This window comes from Azoarcus sp. DN11, from assembly GCF_003628555.1.
In the GTDB taxonomy this organism is placed as follows: domain Bacteria; phylum Pseudomonadota; class Gammaproteobacteria; order Burkholderiales; family Rhodocyclaceae; genus Aromatoleum.
This window is the reverse complement of record NZ_CP021731.1, coordinates 265,816-283,202: the sequence shown is the minus strand read 5'-3', so window position 1 is coordinate 283,202 and position 17,387 is coordinate 265,816. Positions and strand designations below refer to the sequence as shown.

Annotated in this window: 17 protein-coding genes; 8 read left to right on the top strand and 9 right to left on the bottom strand. The window is 70.2% G+C overall.

What is annotated here, in order from left to right:
• Positions 1-29: 29 nt before the first annotated feature.
• Both narL and CDA09_RS01245 read right to left on the bottom strand, forming a co-directional pair.
• Positions 30-683: a two-component system response regulator NarL gene (gene narL / locus CDA09_RS01250; RefSeq protein WP_121426960.1), complete on the bottom strand. Its 654-nt coding sequence runs from the start codon at positions 681-683 to the stop codon at positions 30-32.
• Positions 680-2,629: an ATP-binding protein gene (locus tag CDA09_RS01245; RefSeq protein ID WP_121426959.1), complete on the bottom strand. Its 1,950-nt coding sequence runs from the start codon at positions 2,627-2,629 to the stop codon at positions 680-682. Before CDA09_RS01245 ends, narL begins: the two co-directional genes overlap by 4 nt.
• Before the next feature lie 219 nt (positions 2,630-2,848).
• On the opposite strand from CDA09_RS01245, the gene CDA09_RS01240 reads away from it, so the two are divergent.
• Positions 2,849-3,529, top strand: coding sequence for a Crp/Fnr family transcriptional regulator (locus tag CDA09_RS01240; RefSeq protein ID WP_121426958.1), 681 nt, complete (start codon positions 2,849-2,851; stop codon positions 3,527-3,529).
• A gap of 27 nt (positions 3,530-3,556) precedes the next feature.
• Here the strand turns inward: CDA09_RS01240 and CDA09_RS01235 are convergent, their stop codons facing one another.
• The 3 genes from CDA09_RS01235 to CDA09_RS01225 all read right to left on the bottom strand — a co-directional run bounded on the left by CDA09_RS01235 (position 3,557) and on the right by CDA09_RS01225 (position 5,925).
• Positions 3,557-4,960: an exonuclease domain-containing protein gene (locus tag CDA09_RS01235; protein ID WP_121426957.1), complete on the bottom strand. Its 1,404-nt coding sequence runs from the start codon at positions 4,958-4,960 to the stop codon at positions 3,557-3,559.
• An 89-nt stretch (positions 4,961-5,049) separates the two neighbouring features.
• The gene (locus tag CDA09_RS01230; RefSeq protein ID WP_121426956.1) at positions 5,050-5,238 is read right to left on the bottom strand and encodes a DUF3460 family protein; all 189 of its coding nucleotides are present in this window, start codon (positions 5,236-5,238) and stop codon (positions 5,050-5,052) included.
• An 87-nt stretch (positions 5,239-5,325) separates the two neighbouring features.
• A complete protein-coding gene (locus CDA09_RS01225) occupies positions 5,326-5,925 on the bottom strand; it encodes a LysE family translocator (RefSeq protein WP_121426955.1) in 600 nt (199 codons plus the stop codon).
• A gap of 164 nt (positions 5,926-6,089) precedes the next feature.
• Here CDA09_RS01225 and CDA09_RS01220 point away from each other — a divergent pair, with 164 nt between their 5' ends.
• Entirely contained in the window at positions 6,090-7,523 is a 1,434-nt protein-coding gene (locus CDA09_RS01220) for an aminotransferase-like domain-containing protein (RefSeq protein WP_121426954.1), read from the top strand.
• On the opposite strand, the gene CDA09_RS01215 is transcribed toward CDA09_RS01220, so the two are convergent.
• Genes CDA09_RS01215 through gmk form a run of 4 tightly spaced genes read right to left on the bottom strand, consistent with a single transcriptional unit; the run spans position 7,518 to position 11,696 of the window.
• Positions 7,518-8,624, bottom strand: a complete 1,107-nt coding sequence (locus CDA09_RS01215) for a CobW family GTP-binding protein (protein ID WP_121426953.1) — start codon at positions 8,622-8,624, stop codon at positions 7,518-7,520. The two genes, CDA09_RS01220 and CDA09_RS01215, sit on opposite strands and share 6 nt — an antisense overlap.
• A 1-nt stretch (position 8,625) precedes the next feature.
• A complete protein-coding gene (locus tag CDA09_RS01210; RefSeq protein ID WP_121426952.1) occupies positions 8,626-10,830 on the bottom strand; it encodes a RelA/SpoT family protein in 2,205 nt (734 codons plus the stop codon).
• A gap of 32 nt (positions 10,831-10,862) precedes the next feature.
• Positions 10,863-11,078, bottom strand: a complete 216-nt coding sequence (rpoZ, locus tag CDA09_RS01205) for a DNA-directed RNA polymerase subunit omega (protein ID WP_018989425.1) — start codon at positions 11,076-11,078, stop codon at positions 10,863-10,865.
• A 3-nt stretch (positions 11,079-11,081) separates the two neighbouring features.
• Positions 11,082-11,696 carry a guanylate kinase gene (gene gmk / locus CDA09_RS01200; protein WP_121426951.1) on the bottom strand — a complete coding sequence of 205 codons (615 nt, stop codon included), beginning with the start codon at positions 11,694-11,696 and terminating at the stop codon, positions 11,082-11,084.
• A 285-nt stretch (positions 11,697-11,981) separates the two neighbouring features.
• Here gmk and CDA09_RS01195 point away from each other — a divergent pair, with 285 nt between their 5' ends.
• The 6 genes from CDA09_RS01195 (at position 11,982) to CDA09_RS01170 (ending at position 17,385) form a co-directional block, all read left to right on the top strand.
• Positions 11,982-12,950 carry a DUF2157 domain-containing protein gene (locus tag CDA09_RS01195; protein ID WP_121426950.1) on the top strand — a complete coding sequence of 323 codons (969 nt, stop codon included), beginning with the start codon at positions 11,982-11,984 and terminating at the stop codon, positions 12,948-12,950.
• Positions 12,947-14,008 carry a DUF4401 domain-containing protein gene (locus tag CDA09_RS01190; RefSeq protein ID WP_121426949.1) on the top strand — a complete coding sequence of 354 codons (1,062 nt, stop codon included), beginning with the start codon at positions 12,947-12,949 and terminating at the stop codon, positions 14,006-14,008. Before CDA09_RS01195 ends, CDA09_RS01190 begins: the two co-directional genes overlap by 4 nt.
• Positions 14,005-14,499 carry a GDYXXLXY domain-containing protein gene (locus CDA09_RS01185; protein ID WP_121426948.1) on the top strand — a complete coding sequence of 165 codons (495 nt, stop codon included), beginning with the start codon at positions 14,005-14,007 and terminating at the stop codon, positions 14,497-14,499. The genes CDA09_RS01190 and CDA09_RS01185 overlap by 4 nt, the downstream gene beginning before the upstream one ends.
• Positions 14,500-14,526: 27 nt before the next feature.
• The gene (locus CDA09_RS01180; RefSeq protein WP_164844350.1) at positions 14,527-15,600 is read left to right on the top strand and encodes an extracellular catalytic domain type 2 short-chain-length polyhydroxyalkanoate depolymerase; all 1,074 of its coding nucleotides are present in this window, start codon (positions 14,527-14,529) and stop codon (positions 15,598-15,600) included.
• 5 nt (positions 15,601-15,605) lie between these two features.
• Positions 15,606-16,637 (top strand): DnaJ C-terminal domain-containing protein, encoded by a 1,032-nt coding sequence (locus CDA09_RS01175; RefSeq protein WP_121426946.1) that lies wholly within the window; start codon positions 15,606-15,608, stop codon positions 16,635-16,637.
• Between the two features lie 85 nt (positions 16,638-16,722).
• Positions 16,723-17,385, top strand: coding sequence for a DsbA family oxidoreductase (locus tag CDA09_RS01170; RefSeq protein ID WP_121426945.1), 663 nt, complete (start codon positions 16,723-16,725; stop codon positions 17,383-17,385).
• Positions 17,386-17,387 lie beyond the last annotated feature (2 nt).

Below are 17,387 nucleotides of genomic sequence, written 5' to 3'. Positions count from 1 at the left end.
CCCATCCGGGCCCGCCGCAGGGGTGGAAATCAGCGTTCGGAGCGCAGGTGTTCGACGGCCCAGACGGCCGCCTCGACGCGCGAACGGAAGTTGAGCTTGCGCAGCAGGTGCTTGACGTGCACCTTGACGGTGCCTTCGGCGATGGTGAGTTCGCGGGCGATCTGCTTGTTCGACAGGCCGCCGGCGATGTATTCGAGGATGCCCTGCTCGCGCTCGGTGAGCCCGGCCGCCGACGCACTCTCGGGGCGCTTGTCGTCGCGTAGCGCGGCGGCGAGCAGGTGCGTGAGCGCATCGGAAACGACGATGCGGCCCGCGGCGGCGGCGCGCAGCGCGTCCACCATTTCCTCGGGCTCCATGTCCTTGAGGAGATAGCCGTCGGCCCCGGCACGCAGCGCGGCGACGAGGTCGTCGGCGGCATCCGAGACGGTGACCATCACGACGCGGGTGTCGAGGTCGGCCTGCTTCACGAAACGCAGCACGTCGAGGCCCGACATCTCCTTCATGTTGAGGTCGAGCAGCAACAGGTCGGGGCGCAGGCGCAGGATCTGGCGGATGCCTTCCTTGCCGTCGGCGACTTCGGCGACGAGATCGAAGCCGGGCACGGTGCGCAGCAGCTGGATCAGTCCCTTGCGGAACAGCGGGTGGTCGTCGACGATGATGACGCGTTGCCGGGTGTCGGTCATTTGCTCTCCATGACAATGGGTAGTTCCGGGCGCCCCTCGGCCGGCTGCGGGTTGAAGCGCAGCACGATGCGCGTGCCGCCATCCGGACAGGACAGGACTTCGAGCGAGCCGCCCAGGCCGCGGGCGCGCTCGGTCATGATCGTGAGGCCGAAGTGATGTGCGGCGGCCACCGATTCGTCGCCCACGCCGCGGCCGTCGTCCTCGACGACGACGGTGATGTCGCCGCCGGCGGCGCTGGCGAGCGCGACGCGGATGCGCGTGGCCTGGGCGTGGCGGACCGCGTTCGACAGCGCCTCGCGGATGATGTGCAGGACGTGGATTTCCTGGTTGGGGCTGAGGTGGCTGCCGCCGAGCTCGAGTTCGAGCGCGATCGGCAGCCCGCTGCGCGACGCGAACTCGGACACGGTGTTGCCGAGCAGGCGCGCGAAATCGCCCTCGATGCGCAGCCGGAAAGTCGCCAGCAATTCGCGCAGCTGGCGGTAGGCCGCGTTGATGCCTTCGCGCAGGTCGGCGAGGATCGTCTCCGCTTCCTCGCGCGCCTGCGGCCGCGCCAGCGCGGGCGACAGCAGGCTGACCTGGATCTTCATGAAGGACAGCGACTGCGCGAGCGAATCGTGCAGTTCGCGGGCGATGATCGAGCGCTCTTCCTGCAGTGCGAGCAGCCGGTCGCGTTCGCTCTGGCGCGAGATGCCGAGCGCGATGCCCATGTGCCGCGTCACCGCTTCGAGCAGCGTCCGCTCCCAGTCCGCCAGGCGCTGGCCCGGGGGCAGCGCGAGGCGCAGCATGCCGTAATGGCGCTCGGCGTCGCGCAGCGGCACGAGCAGCACGTCCCTGTCACCCTCGCCGCGGTAGCTCCACGGCGCTCGGCGCCCCGAGCAGCGGGCGCAATCCTCGTTGCCGGCCCGGCGTTCGGGACACTCGCCCATCGTCGAGGCGAGCACCGATGCCGCCCCGCCGAGCTTGGGCTCGACGCAGATGAAACTGCCGCGCAGTCCCAGCGTCTGCTCGAGATCCTTCAGGGTCTCGGCGTAGGTCGCGCTGCTGGCCGGTGCGTGATAGAGGCGCGAGATCACGTAGTACAGCAGTTCCAGCGCGCGGTTGCTGCGGGTGAGGTCCGCGGTCTTGCGCTCGACCCGCGATTCGAGCTCGCGATAGGCGACCGACAGCTCGCCCGCCATCGCGTTGAAGGCCTCGCCGACGCGCCCCAGCTCATCGCGGCCGGTGAAGCGGGTGCGTGCGTCGAAGTCTCCCTGGGCGATGCGCGCCGCGCAGTTGCGCAAGCCGGTCAGGGGCGCAATCACGCGCCGACGCAGCACGTACAGCGCCGGCGCGATGGCGCACACCAGCAGCACCAGCGCCGCGCCGAGCAGGGTGCGTAGCTGCTCGATGCGCGACTCGGCGTCGTGCTCGAGCACCGCGACCAGCGTGTTGATCTCCTCGGCGAAGGCGTCGACTTCGGCGAGGAGCGCGCGGTAATGCGCCGCCGCGGACGGATCCCCGGGTGATGCCTCGGGGATCGCCAGCACGCGCGGCCGGATGCGCGTCGCCCAGCCCGCCTCGACCCCGCGGAAGACCGACGCGAACACGCTGCTCGGCTGACGGTCGAGCACGTTCGCGATCACCGGGCTGGCGAGGGCGGCTTCGAACTTCGCGACAGCCTCCTGCACCGCCTCCTGATCCGCCGCGCCGATGCTGCGCGCGACGGCAAGCCCGCCGGCCCGGTGCGCAAGCCGGCGCAGGCTGCCCGCGACGTTGACCGCGCTGGCGCTGCCCTGGACGGACTCCATGACCACCACCGACCCGCCGATCCCGACCACGCCGATCAGCGCCACGACAAGGAACGCAAGCAGCAGCAGGAGCAGCACGGCGCGCCCGGCGATCATCCGCCAGACGCGCTCCGGCAGCCCGCGCCACCCAGCGCCCTGCGCTGCAGCGGCTGAACTCATGGGAATACCTCCATATACCCAAACCCGTCTCGAGAAATACCCTGATTCGCAACAATCCATCAACATCAATTACCTAACAACTACCACTCATACCTCCGAAGAGGTATTTTCCGCTTCTCGCCCCGCATATGCAGACTGGATCAAAACTACTTCTGCTTCTAGACTCAGGCCAGATTATCGGCCCGAATCTCGCATGTGACGTCCAGGGAGCGTAACGCAATGAACATGATCCAGGCCCAGACCGTCCAGACCCTCGCCCTCCTCGAGCCCTTCGACTGTCTCGACCCCGCCACGCTGGGGCGGCTTGCCCACGGCGTGCGCTCCGTGCGCGCCTCGCGCGGGGAAATGATTCTGCACCGCGGCACGGAGCCCGGAGGCATGTACCTGGTCCTCGAAGGCGAGGTCAAACTGTTCCTGATCTCCAGCGCCGGCGCGGAAAAGGTCGTGCGCCTCGCCGGACCGGGCGACACCTTCTGCGAGGAGAACATCTTCAGCGGCACGCGCCAGACGCTCGCGGCGCAGGCGACCCGCAGCAGCATCGTCTTGCACCTCCAGCGCAACGCGCTGCAGGCCGCGATGGCGGCGCAGCCGCAGTTCGCGATGGCCCTGATGGCCCGCCTGTCCGAACGCATGCAGGAACTGGTCGAAGGGATGGAGCAATGCACGCAGCGCAGCAGCACGCAGCGTGTCGCGCATTATCTCGTCCAGCATGCCGATGGCGACGACGGCGAAGTGCATCTGCCCTGTGACAAGCAGACCATCGCGTCGCAGCTGAACCTCACGCCGGAGACCTTCTCGCGCGTGCTCAACCGGCTGCGGCGCGACGGCTTCATCGTGCCGCGCGGACGGCGCGCGATCACCCTCACCAACCGGCTGCAGCTCGAACGCATCGCGGCCTGACGCCGCAGCGCGGCAGGGTCGGAAGGGTCAGGACAGGAGCGGCGTGACGGCGTCGCGGTGACCGTCCGCGGCCAGCCAGCGCACCAGCGTGCGGTAGATGTCGAGATCGAAGCGGCGCGGCGGCAGCGCCGCGCGCAACGCGTCCAGCGCCAGGGGACTGTCGGCGGTGCCGAGCAGGCACCAGCGGTCGACCACGTGCCAGGCCTCGCTGCCGCTGTGGGGACAGCGTTCCGCGATCATCACCGCGCCCGGCCACGGCCAGGGGCGCAGCCGCACGGCCCCGAGTGCGCCGAGCAGGCGCTCGTCGTGCGCCGCGAAGCTTTCCTTGCCGGCACACACGCCGGCGCAGCGCTTCGCGAGGTGCGCCGAGCACGGGCCGCTGTTGCCCGACTCCAGCCCGAGGCGGCGCAAGCATAGCTGATAGGCCTGCGCCAGTTCGCGCAGCAGGTTGTCGGCTTCCTTCTTGGTGCGGAACGTGCCGTGCACGTCGCCCCACGCCGCCGGATCGCTGCCCGCCAGCGCGACACGCTGCAGGATGGGGGGACGCTTGCGCCCCGGCACGTACTGCAGGCCGAAGACGTCCGCGCTGCCCGCGACGCGGTTGTACGGCGGGCAGCGCCGGTGCAACAGTTCCATCTCGCGCAGCGTCGCCGTCAGCTCGCCGGCGCTTTCCTCCCAGTCGACGCGGCGCACGCGCTTGGCGAGTTCCGCGTCCTTGCCCTTCACGCCGGGCGCGAAGTGTTCCATCACGCGCGCGCGCAGGCAGGGGCTGCGGCCGATGTAGAGGAGCTGGTCGTTGTCGCCGTACAGGTAGTACAGGCCGGGCGACTCGGGGAGGCCTTCGAGCACGCCCTCGGGCAGCTCGACCGCGCGCGCCGGGCGCTTCATCGCGCGCTCGACCGCGCGCGCGAGCACGTCGGGCGCGAACGAGTCGGTGACGAGGCGGGCAAACTGCCACAGCACCTCGGTGTCGCCCATCGCACGGTGGCGGGCGCCGCAGGTGAAGCCGTGGCGCTCGATCAGCGCGTCGAGGCCGTGGCGGTGATGCTCGGGATACAGCGCGCGCGACAACTTCACGGTGCACAGCACCGGGGCGTCGAAAGTCTGCTCGATGCGCGCAAACTCGCTGCGGATGAAGCCGTAGTCGAAGCGCGCGTTGTGCGCGACGAACACCGCGCCGCCCAGCCGGGCACGCACCTCGTCGGCGAGCGCCGCGAAAGTCGGCGCACCGGCGACCATCGCGTCGGTGATGCCGACCAGCCGCTGGATCAGCGGCGGGATCGGGCATTCGGGATTGACCAGCGTTTCCCAGCGATCGACCAGCTCGCCGCGCTCGATGCGCAGCACGGCAATCTCCGTCACGCGGTCGCGCAACGGATTCGCGCCGGTGGTTTCGACGTCGATCAGGACCAGTGAGTCAGGCAGCGACACGCGGGCGTGGGAAAGGTCGGATTCCCGTCAGGCAGGACGCACGCGACAACAGCGGGCGCGGGCGCCGCGGACGAATCAGCCGTGCCGAATCAAGAGTGCGTATCGTAGTAGTAGGCGTGCACGGGCACGCGGGACTCGTCGTAACGCTTCTGGGTCTCGACGTCCTGCGGCTTGTCCCACCACAGGGCACGGCCCTTCTTCTGCTCGTCGAGTTCCTTCGGATGCTTTTCCAGCCACTCGCGCATGAACTTGGTGTGATCCGATTCGTACATCGCCATTTCTTCTCTCCCGGTACAAGGCGACGCATTGTAGACGCCTGCCCCGCCGCCCGCCAATCCGCGTGCGCAAAACGGGATTCCCACGTGTTACTTCGACAGCAGTTCGCTGATCAGGATCCACGCGGCAGTCGCCCCGAGCAGGGCGGCCATCGTCCAGTTGAAGGCGCGCAGCGCGACCGGGCTCTGCAGGAAGACGCCCATGCGGTCGCCCGCGAACGCCCACAGCGCGATGCACGGCAGGTTCACGAGCGCACACCACAGCGCCAGCTCGCCCGCTGCCGGCCAGCCGCTACCGCGCGGCAGGAACAGAATCGCGACGTTGAGCACCATCATCCACGCCTTGGGATTGACCCACTGGAACAGGGCGGCGCCGAAGAAGCCCAGCGGGCGCGCCTGTCCCCGCGCGGTCGGTTCGCCGGCGCGTGCCTGGCGCCACGCGAGCCACAGCAGGTAGGTGCAGCCGGCGATCACCAGCGGCACGCGCAGCGCTTCGAGCCACACCATGATCCACGCCAGCAGGCTCGCGACGAGCACGACCTGCACGCCGTGGCCGATGCTCACGCCGAGCAGGTGCGGCAAGGTGCGGCGGAAGCCGAAATTGACGCCGCTCGCGGCGAGCATGAGGTTGTTCGGTCCGGGGGTGACGGACATCGTGACCACGTAGGTCATCAGAGGCAGGTCGAACATGGGGCCTTCTCCGGGCTGTCTTGCATGTCACCCAGAATAAGGATTCGCACGACACGGTTACAGCGCCAGAAAATAGCTTTTATACTGGATACAGTTTCTCCGTCATCGAACTGTATCCTTCGATTGCGGCACAGACTGCATCCATCGCCCCGGGGGTTCCCACCATGCTCGACGACAGCCAGCCGCTGTACCAGTCCCTCGCGCTGGAACTGCGCCACGCGATGACCGACGGGCGCCTCGCGAGCGGCGAGCGTCTGCCCTCGGTGCGCGAGGCGGCGAAGAGCCGCGGGCTGAGCATCAACACCGTGCTCGCGGCCTACCGCCAGCTCGAGGCGCACGGCCTGATCGAGGCGCGGCCGCAGTCGGGCTACTTCGTGCGCTCGCGCCTGCCGACGCCCGCAGCCCCGCGCTTCGCCTCCGCCAGCACGCTGGCGAAATCCGCCGAAGCCGAGGTCCTCGACCAGATCAGCCGCGTCGTCGCCGCCCAGGCGAGCCCCGACACGATCGACCTGTCGCTCGCGTGCCCGAAGGGCAGCGACTTCTATCCGGGCGAACGCCTCGGGCGGCTCGTGTCCGACCTCGCCCGCAGGCGGCCGGAACTGCTGTCGGACTACTGCCTGCCGCCCGGATCGCTGCTGCTGCGGCGCGAGATCTGCCGCCATGCGCGGGATCTGGCGATGACGCTGGCGCCCGAGGACATCATCCTCACCAACGGCTGCATGGAGGCGCTGCAGTTCGCGCTGCGCACGGTGACGCGCGCCGGCGACACGATCGCGCTGGAGTCGCCGACCTACTTCAACCTGATCCCGCTCGCCGAGCGCCTGGGGCTGAAGACGATCGAGGTGCCGACGCATCCCGGGACCGGCATGTCGCTCGACGCGCTGGAACTACTGCTGTCGGAAAAGCGCGTGCAGGCCGTCGTGACGATGCCCAACGTGCACAACCCGCTCGGCACCAGCATGCCGGTTGAAGGCAAGCGGCGCCTCGCCGAACTCGCCAACGAGTACCGCGTACCGGTGATCGAGGACGCGCTGTACGCCGAACTGCAATACGCGACGCCGCTGCAGCCGGCCGCGAAGGCCTTCGACCGCGACGGCTGGGTGATCGTGTGCGCGTCCTACACGAAGACGCTGGCGCCGGGCTTTCGCATCGGCTGGATGGAGGGCGGGCGCTTCCGGCGGGAACTCAACGATCTCAAGTTTTGCAGCTCGGTCGCGCAGCCCGCGCTGCTGTGCGAGGCGCTCGGCGTGTTCCTGGAGAACGGCGGCTACGCGCAGCACCTGCGCCGGCTGCGGCGCAGCTACGCGGGGCAGGTCGAGCGCCTGCGCGGCTTGATCGACGGCGCCTTCCCCGCTGGCACGCAGGCGACGCGGCCGACCGGCGGCTTCCTGCTATGGGTGCAGCTGCCCGCGGGCTGCGACTCGAACCGCCTGTTCGACGACGCGCTCGCGCGCGGCATCAGCATCACGCCGGGACAGCTGTTCTCGCCCGGCGGGCGCTACACCCGGCACATCCGGCTGTCGGGCTGCTATCCGTTCTCCGATCGGCACGTGCATGCGCTGATGACGCTCGGAGAGCTCGCGCGGCAACAGTCATGAACAGGGTTGGCCGCAGAAGCTCGACAGGATGCTCACGACCTCCTCGCGCGCGAGGTCGCGCACGATGAACACGAGGCGGCTCCTGCGGTCGTCGTAGGGCGGGCCGTCCGGCCACGCGGGCAGGCTGCGGGTCGGGTAGGCGACGTGCTGCACGCACTGCACGACGCGCGGCAGCGGATCGCCGGCGACGTTCAGGAGGCCCTTGATGCGCAGGATGCGGGCGCCATACACCTGCAGGATCAGGCCGAGGCCGTCGGAGAAGCCCAACCAGTCGAGCGGCGCGTCGAAGCGCAGCACGTAGCTCGTGACGTGCTCGTCGTGGCGCGCCGCGTGGCCCTCGACGGCGACGGACTTCGCCCCCGGCTTGCGCCATGCCGGCGCCGCCGCGGCCTGCGCGCGCACGCGCTCGTCGCCGAGCCAGCGCGCGACGTCCGGGATCTTGCCCGCCGGGTCGTACAGGCCACAGCCCGACACCGCCGCAGCGGGCACTTCGCCGCGGAACACCTCGACCTGTTGCGCGCCCGGGTTGAGCGTCGCAAGCCGCGCCGCGAGTGCCGCGCGCTCGTCCGCACCGGCGAGGTCGCACTTCGTCACCAGCAGGCGGTCGGCCATCGCGACCTGGCGCACCGCTTCGCGGTGGCGGTCGAGCTGGCCCTGGCCGTGCGTCGCGTCGACGGCCGTGATCACGCCGTCGCAGCGGTAGCGCTCGGCGATGAAGGGCTCCTGCATCAGCGTGTAGATCACCGGCGCCGGGTCGGCGAGGCCGGTGGTCTCGACCAGCACGCGCTCGAGGCCGGGGATCTCGCGCCGCAGCGCGCGCATGAAGAGGCTCTTCAGCGCCTTCACGAGGTCGCCCTGCACGCTGCAGCACACGCAGCCGGAGTCGAGCACGACGAGGGTCTCGTCGACCTTGTCGACGAGGTGGTGATCGACCGCGACTTCGCCGAACTCGTTGATCAGCACGGCAGCGCGCGCCATCGCGGAGTCGCGCAGCAGGTGGTTCAGCAGGGTCGTCTTGCCGGCGCCGAGAAAACCGGTCAGCAGCGTCACGGGGATGCGGCGGTCGCCGCCCTCCGCGGCGTCGGGCCGGGCGTGGGCCATTTCAGGAGCGCGCGTCGCTCTTCGGGCGCGCGATGCGCACGATCTCGGGCACGCGCCGCACGCCGCGCATCACGTGCGCGAGGTGCATGCGGTCGCGCACCTGCACGGTGAGGCTCATCGCGGTGTACAGGCCGCCCTGCTCGTTGTCCATCGACACGTTCTGGATGTTGCAGTCCGCGTCGGCGATCGCACTGGCGACGCGCGCGAGCACGCCGCGCACGTTCTTCGCCAGCACGCGGATCGTGACGTCGAACAGACGATCCTCGCCGGCCTCCCACTCGACATCCACCCAACGCCCGCGGTCACCGCGCACTTTCGAGGCCACCGGGCAGTCGTGCAGATGCACTTCCAGGCCCTGCCCCTTGCGGATCACGCCGATGATCGGGTCGCCCGGGATCGGCTGGCAGCAGCGCGCGAGCTGCACCGCGATGCCTTCGCTGCCGCGGATCAGGATCGCGCCGGCGGGCTTCGGCTTGATGACGTCAGGGCGGCCGGACTCCTGGTCCTGCGCCTGCGCGAGGCGGCGCGCGACGATGGCCGGCAGGCGCCGCCCCAGGCCGACGTCGGTGAAAACCTCCTTCTTCGCGCGCACGCCGCGGTCGCGTAGGAAGCGGTCCCACGCAAAGGTGCTGATCTGGCCCAGCGTCAGACCGTGCGGACGCAGCGCCTGGTTGAGCAGGCGCTCGCCCAGCGTCACCGATTCGTCCTGCTGCGCGCCCTTGAGGAAGTGGCGGATCTGCGCGCGCGCCTTGCCGGTACGCACGTACGCGAGCCAGGCCGGATTGGGGTTCGCGTGCGCGGCGGTGATGATCTCGATCTGGTCGCCGTTCCTGAGCTCGGTGCGCAGCGGCATCAGGTCGCCGTTGATGCGGCAGGCGACGCAGCGGTTCCCCACGTCGGTATGCACCGCGTAGGCGAAATCGACCGGCGTGGCCCCCTTGAGCAGCGACAGGATGCGGCCCTTGGGCGTGAACACGTACACCTCGCCGGGGAAGAGGTCGATCTTCACGTGTTCGAGGAATTCGGTCGCCTCGCCCGACGCCGACTGCAGCTCCAGCAGCGACTGCAGCCACGAGTGCGTCTTCTGCTGCAGCTCGGTGAGCGTCTTCTCGTCTTCCTTGTACAGCCAGTGCGACGCGACGCCGCTCTCAGCGATGTGGTGCATCTCGGCGGTACGCACCTGCACTTCGACCGGCGTGCCGAAGGGGCCGATCAGCGTCGTGTGCAGCGACTGGTAGCCGTTCGCCTTGGGGATCGCGATGTAGTCCTTGAACTTGCCCGGCACCGGCTTGTACATCGAGTGCAGCGCACCGATCGCGAGGTAGCAGGCCGGCACGTCTGGCACGATGACGCGGAAACCGTAGATGTCGAGCACCTGCGAGAACGACAGGTGCTTCTCGGACATCTTGCGGTAGATCGAGAACAGGTGCTTCTCACGCCCGCGCACCTCGGCGCGGATGCCCCACTGCGGCAGCCGCTCCTCGATCGCCTGCAGCACCTTGCCGACGACCTCGCGCCGGTTGCCACGCGCCGCCTTGATCGCGCGCGACAGCACGCGGTAGCGCATCGGGTACTTGTGCTCGAACGACAGCTCCTGCAGCTCGCGGTAGAGGTTGTTGAGCCCCAGGCGGTTGGCGATCGGCGCGTAGATCTCCAGCGTCTCGTTGGCGATGCGGCGCCGCTTGGCCGGGCGCACGCACTGCAGCGTGCGCATGTTGTGCATGCGGTCGGCGAGCTTGATCAGGATCACGCGCAGGTCGCTCGCCATCGCGAGCAGCATCTTGCGGAAGTTCTCCGCCTGCGCCTCTTCCTGCGAGCGGAATTCGATCTTGTCGAGCTTGGAGAGCCCGTCGACGAGCTCGGCAGTGGTCTTGCCGAAACGCTCGGTGATCTCCTGCTTGGAGATGTGGGTGTCCTCCATGACGTCATGGAGGAGCGCGGCCATCAGCGCCTGCGGGTCGAGATGCCAGTCGGCGACGATGTCGGCGACCGCGACGGGGTGCGAGATGTAGGGGTCGCCGCTGATGCGGAACTGGCCCTCGTGGGCGTTTGCGGCGAAATGGTAGGCCGCCTCGACGCGGCCGACGTCCTCGGGCTTCAGGTAGGTCGCCAGCTTCGCCTTGAGTTCGGCGAAGTCGAGCGACAGCACGCTCGAGGCGGGAGGACGGAAAGGTTCGGGGGCGGGAACCGCAGCGGCTGCTTCCATGACGGCACGACTCCCGGCGCCCCGTGCGGGGATCAGGCCTGCCCGCGGTTGAGGACTTCCAGTCCGACCTTGCCGGCGGCGATCTCGCGCAAGGCGATCACGGTCGGCTTGTCCTTGTCGCTCTTGTCGATTTCGACCTGCGGCGTCGAGCCGATGGTGATCTGGCGCGCGCGATAGGTCGCGGCCAGGGTCAGCTGGAAGCGGTTGGGGATTCGTTTGAGGCAATCCTCGATGGTGACACGAGCCATGGTTCAGTCCTGTTCAAGAAAATCGAAGTACTGCTGGTGCCGCACGCGCTGGCGCCCGTAGCGCAGCCGCGACGCCCGCACCACCGCGACGAGGTCGCCGATGGCGTTTTGCAGATCGTCATTCAGTATAACGTAGTCGAATTCCCCTACATGCCGCATCTCGCCGCGCGCGCCCAGCAGGCGGCGGGCGATCACCTCTTCGCTGTCGGTGCCGCGGCCGCGCAGGCGCGATTCGAGTTCCTCCACCGAGGGCGGCAGCACGAACACGCCGACCGCGTCGGGGAAGCTCCTGCGCACCTGCTGCGCCCCCTGCCAGTCGATCTCGAGCAGGATGTCGCGCCCGGCAGCGATCTGGTCCTTCAGCCAGACCCGGGACGTCGCGTAGTAGTTTCCATGCACCTCGGCCCATTCGAGGAACTCGCCGCGGTCGCGCAGCGTGCGGAAGGTGCCGACATCGACGAAATGGTATTCGCGCCCGTCCTGCTCGCCGGCGCGCGGCGCGCGTGTGGTGTAGGACACCGACAGGTGCATCTGCGGGTCGCGCTCGAGCAGCCCGCGCACGAGGGTCGTCTTGCCGGCGCCGGACGGCGCAGTGATGATGATCAGGGTACCGGGCATGGTTTGCGCGCGCCGCCTCTCGCGTAAGCAGCGCCTCCGTGTTTCGCAGGTGGGTCGTGGCCGGCATGCGCCGGCTCCGCGTTCGGGCGGAACCCCGATTGTGCCAGCGGCAGGGGGCGACGCCAAACCCGGCACGTGCCTGCCGTTACGGCGGAGCCCGGCGACGCCCCGGGCAGCGCCCTTCGGCAAGCCTGCCCCGGGCATGACGAAGGACTCGCGGCGAAAGCTTGTATCCGGTTGCTGCCTTGATACTACAATGCATATTCCACCATTCCGGATAAGCCGATGTCCTGGACCGTTCCCGATCGCGGCACGCTGCTCGGACTCGCCGAGGACGGCCGGCTGACGCCGACGCAGCTCGAACGGGCGGCCGTGGTCGCGCCCCTCACGCCCACGCGCGGCGAATGGCTGGCCGGCGCCGACCGCCTGCTTGCCGGCGCCGGCGCCCTGCTCCTCGCGGCGGGCCTGATCTTCTTCTTCGCCTGGAACTGGGACGACCTGCACCGTTTCGCGAAGCTCGGCACCGCGGTCGCCGCGCTCGCCGCGTGCACCGGCACGGCCCTCGCGGCGGCACCCTTCGGCACGGCATGGCGCGCCGCGCTGCTCGCCGCCAGCCTCGTCACCGGCGCGCTGCTCGCGCTGATCGGCCAGATCTACCAGACGGGGGCCGACATCTGGGAACTCTTCGTCGCATGGGCGGCGCTCATGACGCCCTTCGTGCTGCTCGCGCGTTCGTCGGCAAGCTGGCTGCTATGGCTCCTCGTCGCCAACGCCGGCCTGCTGGCTTACCTGGCGGAAGCGTGGTGGGCGCGCTTTCTCGGCGAGTCCGAGTCGCTGCTCGCCGTAGCCGCGCTGAACGGCCTCGTGCTGCTCGGGTTCGAGTCCGCGGCCCGCGGGCTGCTCGCGAACCCGCGCCGCCATGTGGCGCGCGTCGCCGGACTCGGCGTGCTCGCGCCGCTGGCGTTCGGCGCGTGCCTGAGCTGGTGGGACAAGGATTTTCGCCTCGCAGGTCTCGCCTTCGCCGCGACCGCCGCCGCCTTCGCACTGGCCTACCTGGCGCACCGGCGCGACGTGCCGATGCTCGCGCAGACCGCCTTCGCGACGATCGCCGTCGCCACCGCCGCGCTGATCCGCGTGCTGCCGCACGGCGCCGACTTCTTCGCCATCAACCTTGTCGCGATCTTCGTGATCGCCAGCACCGGCATCGCCGGCACGTGGCTGGCGCGGCTCTACCGCAAGGGGCGCCAGCCATGAGCGATACCGCCTCCCCGCCGTTCCCCACGCGTCTCCACCAGGCGGGCATCATCGACGCCGCCGGTCTTGCCACGCTGCAAACGCTGACGCGGCCGCCGTGGTGGCTCGCGCTGCTACTCGGCTTCGCCGCGTGGGTCGCATCGCTGCTGATCCTGTCGTCCTTCTTCGTCCCCGTCCTCGTCCTCGGCAACGGTCCGGTCGTGCGCGGCATCGGCGGCATCCTGCTGGCCGCGGCAAGCGTCTTCCTGTTCCGCCTGCGCAAACCCTTCACCGACCAGATGGGGCTGGCCTTCTCGCTCGCGGGCCAGTCGCTGTTCGTCTCGGCCTTCGCCGAGCGCTTCTCCGACTTCGTCGAGGGCGCGGATGTCCTCGCGCTCGCGGCGCTCGCCGCCAGCCTGGCGATGGCCGTCGTACCCGCGACGACCCTGCATCGCAGCGCATGCGCGCTGCTCGCCCTGTCCAGCCTCGCGTGGCTGATCGGCCCCGGCACGGGACTCGCGCTCTTCGGCATCGCCACCGCCGCCGCCGCCGCGGCACTGTGGCTCGCACGCCCGACCTGGGCCGCCCGCCCGCGCGCCGCCTTGATCAAGGCCGCCGCCCATGCGCTGACGCTCACGGCGTTGACGATCGCACCCTATGGCCACGCGCATTCGATGCTGAGCGTGCTCGAGGAGGCGATCACCGGCTCCCGCACCGGCCTCGTCCTCCCCGTCTATCGCATCGGCGCGGCCCTGGTGCTCCTCGCCACCACCGCATGGCTGTGCCGCGATTCCGTCGCCCTGCGCCTGCCGGCCCTCGCGGGCGCACTGCTCTTCGCTCTCGCCGCCTACGCGACGCCGGGCCTGCCCATCGCCACGGCCTTGCTGCTCGCCACCTTTCAGGCGAGCCACCGCCCGTGGGTGGCGATGACGCTGGTGTTCGCGACGCTCTACCTGGGCGAGCTCTACTACAGCCTGCAGGAAACGCTGCTGGTGAAATCGCTCGCGCTGATCGCCAGCGGTGCGGTGCTGCTCGTGCTGCGCACCCTGCTGCGCACCCGCGCCGGGAGGACCGCATGAACCCGAAGACCCTGCGCACCGCCCTGCTCGCGGCCTTCCTGCTGGTCGTTGCGACTGCACTGTACGCGGTGCGCAACAACGAACGCGTCCTCGCCGAGGGGCGCATCGTGCTGGCGCAGCTCGCGCCGGTCGACCCGCGCTCGCTGATGCAGGGCGACTACATGGCGCTGCGCTACGCGATCGACAACGAGATCCTGCGCAGCGACGGGCAAGGCCGCTACGCCCACCTCGCCCTCGACGCGGAAGGGCGCGCGAGCCTGGTCGGCCTCGACGACCGCCTGCCCGACGATCCCGCGCTGGTCGCGATGAAGCTGCGTTCGCGCAACGGTCGCGCGAGCATCGGACCGAACGGTTTCTTCTTCCAGGAAGGCCATGCCGCCGATTTCCGCGACGCGCAGTGGGGCGAGTTCCGCGTCGATGCGCACGGCAACGCGCTGCTCACGCACCTACGCGGCGAAGACCTCGTGCGGCTCGGCGCGAACCGCCGCTGAACGGCCGCTTCCGCTATCGTGCACGGCATGACCCGCGCCACCCGTTCCATCGCCCGACTGCTCGCCGGCCTCGTCCTCCTGGCCGGCACGGCGCAGGCTGCAGACGCGCCGCCGATGCCCGCGCTGGGCGCCAGCCTCGCGCAGCTCACGGTTTCGGGCGTGTCCTCCGGCGGCTACATGGCGGTGCAGTTCCAGGTCGCCCACTCCACGCTGGTGACGGGCGCCGGCATCCTCGCGGCCGGCCCCTACGAATGCGCGGCCGGCAGCATGTGGCGCGCACTGAACAACTGCATGAACCCCGGCGCCGGCACGCGCGCCCCGAGCGCCGAGCAGACCTTCACCCGCGTGCGGGAGGAAGCCGCCGCACACAGCATCGACCCGCCCGAGGGCCTGCGCGACGACCGGGTCTGGGTGTTCAGCGGCGGCGCGGACCACACCGTCGAACGCCCGGTGGTGGATGCGCTGCTCGCCTTCTACCGACGCGTGCTGCCCGGCGACGCGATCCGCTTCGTCGAGGTCGGCGAGGCCGGTCACGCGATGATGTCGATCGCCGATCCGCAGCCGAACGCCTGCGCGACCTCGGAGCCGCCCTTCATCAACCGCTGCGGCGACTTCGATGCCGCGGGCGAACTGCTCGCGCATCTGCTCGGACCGCTCGCGCCGCGCAGCGCGGCCCGCACCGGGGAGATGCTCGCCTTCGACCAGCGCCCCTTCACCGGCCGCGCCCCGATCGACCTGAGCCTCGCCGACCGCGGCTACGTGTACGTGCCGGGCGGATGCCGCAGCGGCGGGTGCCGCGTACATGTCGCCTTCCACGGCTGCCGCCAGGGCGAGGCCCAGGTCGGCCGCCGCTTCGTCGACGGCGCCGGCTACAATGAATGGGCCGACAGCAACCGGCTGATCGTGCTGTATCCGCAGGTCCGGCCGCGCAGCGGCTTCGCCTGGGGATCGCTGCGCTGGGTGTATAACCCGAAAGGCTGCTGGGACTGGTGGGGCTACGCGGACCCCGACTACGCGACTCGTAACGGCGGACAGATCAAGGCGGTGCGGGCAATGCTCGAACGCCTCGCCACACCCCTGCCGCCCTCGCCGGAGCGCTGAACGACATGGACGCCCACGAGCTGCTCGGCCTCGCGCCGGGCGCCAGCGCGCACGACATCAAGCGCGCCTTCCGCCGCCTGGCGATGCTGTGGCACCCGGACCGCAACCCCGACCCGCATGCGCTGGAGCACTTCAAGGCCCTGCGGGCCGCGTACGAAACCCTGCTGGACGGCCTGACGGCCGGGAACGGCGAAGCACCCGCCGCGGGCGATGACGATGCCGAGCCGGCGGACGAAGGCCGCGACGCGGCCGGCGGCACGCCGCGCGGCGCGGACCGCCACCACGACCTCACGCTCACGATCGAAGCGGCCTTCCACGGCGGCGAACGCACCGTCGACGTCGATGACGAGGGCGCCTGCGGCGCGTGCGACGGCAGCGGCGAGGAAGTGCTGCGCCATACGCGGCTGTGCGCGCACTGCCACGGCACCGGCCGCGTGCATGGCCGCACCGGGCTGGTCGCGTGCAGGTACTGCGCGGGCCGCGGCTACCTGACGAAACAGGCCTGCCCGAGCTGCCACGGCAGCGGGCGCCAGCGCACGCTGCGGCCGGTGATCGCCCACCTGCCGGCCGGCCTGCTCGACGGCGAAGAGATCCGCGTCGCCGGCGCGGGGGATGCGGCTCCCGGTGCCTCGCCCGGCGACCTGATCCTGCACGTCCGGCACCTGCCGCACGCGCTGTATCGGCTCGAGGGCCGCAACCTGGTGCTGGAGCGGCCCGTCAGCGCGCTGCGGCTTCTGATCGGGGGAGAACTGGCGATTCCGCTGCCGGGCGGCACGCGCGCGCTCCGGCTGGAAGCCGGCACTGCGGCCGCGCGCACGCTGCGGGTCGCGGGGGCGGGCTTTCCAGGGCGCACGGGGCAGGCGGCGGGCGACCTGATCGTGCATCTGGTGCCGGTACTGCCCGAGGCGCCGGACGCCGGGATGCGCGAACTGCTCGAACAGCTCGACACGCTCGTCGCCGCGAATCATTCCCGCCACCTGCCGGATGTGGCACTCTGGGAAGCGCGCTGGCTGCCCGACACGCCGGACGTCCCCTAGGGCGCTCCCGAAGACGGCCAAGCAACCCGCGCATGCCGTGTTCCGCCGGGCGACCGCCCGCCCCATCACCCTCCACCAGTACTCCATGATCCTCGACATCGACTTTGTCTCCGACTTCGTCTGCCCTTGGTGCTTCCTCGGCAGGACGCGTCTCGTCCGCGCGCTCGAACAGGTCCGCGCGACCCACGCGGACCTCGAGGTGCGCGTGAACTGGCTGCCCTTCTTCCTCAACCCGGACACCCCCGCCGCAGGCGAACCCTACCGGCCCTACCTCGAAGCGAAGTTCGGCGGACGCCGCGGCGTCGACGAGATGCTCGGGCGCATCGCCGGGGCCGCCGCACCCGACGGCCTGCAGTTCGCGTTCGACCGCATCGCGACACGCCCGAACACGCTCCCCGCGCATCGCCTGACCTACCGCGCGCAATCGCAGGGGCACACGGCGGCACAGATCAACGCCCTCGGCGAGGCGCTGTTCGCGGCGCATTTCCAGCAGGGGCGGGACATCGGCGACATCGCGACGCTGGTCGACATCGCGGCCGAGACGGCGGGGGACGACCGCGAGGACGTCCAGGCCTACCTGGAGAGCGACGAGGACGCGGCGACGGTCAGACGCATGGCGGGGCAACTGCAGAAGCAGGGCGTCAACGGCGTGCCCTTCTTCATCTTCAACCGCCGCCTAGCGGTCTCCGGCGCGCAGACCCCCGCGGTGCTGGGCGCGGCAGTCCTGCAGTCGCTGCAGAACGCCTGAAC

Bases quoted from the DNA above. Each gene is read 5' to 3' on its own strand.
- narL (WP_121426960.1), bottom strand. From the start codon at position 683: ATGACCGACACCCGGCAACGCGTCATCATCGTCGACGACCACCCGCTG.
- CDA09_RS01245 (WP_121426959.1), bottom strand. From the start codon at position 2,629: ATGAGTTCAGCCGCTGCAGCGCAGGGCGCTGGGTGGCGCGGGCTGCCG.
- CDA09_RS01240 (WP_121426958.1), top strand. From the start codon at position 2,849: ATGAACATGATCCAGGCCCAGACCGTCCAGACCCTCGCCCTCCTCGAG.
- CDA09_RS01230 (WP_121426956.1), bottom strand. From the start codon at position 5,238: ATGGCGATGTACGAATCGGATCACACCAAGTTCATGCGCGAGTGGCTG.
- CDA09_RS01225 (WP_121426955.1), bottom strand. From the start codon at position 5,925: ATGTTCGACCTGCCTCTGATGACCTACGTGGTCACGATGTCCGTCACC.
- CDA09_RS01220 (WP_121426954.1), top strand. From the start codon at position 6,090: ATGCTCGACGACAGCCAGCCGCTGTACCAGTCCCTCGCGCTGGAACTG.
- CDA09_RS01215 (WP_121426953.1), bottom strand. From the start codon at position 8,624: ATGGCCCACGCCCGGCCCGACGCCGCGGAGGGCGGCGACCGCCGCATC.
- CDA09_RS01210 (WP_121426952.1), bottom strand. From the start codon at position 10,830: ATGGAAGCAGCCGCTGCGGTTCCCGCCCCCGAACCTTTCCGTCCTCCC.
- rpoZ (WP_018989425.1), bottom strand. From the start codon at position 11,078: ATGGCTCGTGTCACCATCGAGGATTGCCTCAAACGAATCCCCAACCGC.
- gmk (WP_121426951.1), bottom strand. From the start codon at position 11,696: ATGCCCGGTACCCTGATCATCATCACTGCGCCGTCCGGCGCCGGCAAG.
- CDA09_RS01195 (WP_121426950.1), top strand. From the start codon at position 11,982: ATGTCCTGGACCGTTCCCGATCGCGGCACGCTGCTCGGACTCGCCGAG.
- CDA09_RS01190 (WP_121426949.1), top strand. From the start codon at position 12,947: ATGAGCGATACCGCCTCCCCGCCGTTCCCCACGCGTCTCCACCAGGCG.
- CDA09_RS01185 (WP_121426948.1), top strand. From the start codon at position 14,005: ATGAACCCGAAGACCCTGCGCACCGCCCTGCTCGCGGCCTTCCTGCTG.
- CDA09_RS01180 (WP_164844350.1), top strand. From the start codon at position 14,527: ATGACCCGCGCCACCCGTTCCATCGCCCGACTGCTCGCCGGCCTCGTC.
- CDA09_RS01175 (WP_121426946.1), top strand. From the start codon at position 15,606: ATGGACGCCCACGAGCTGCTCGGCCTCGCGCCGGGCGCCAGCGCGCAC.
- CDA09_RS01170 (WP_121426945.1), top strand. From the start codon at position 16,723: ATGATCCTCGACATCGACTTTGTCTCCGACTTCGTCTGCCCTTGGTGC.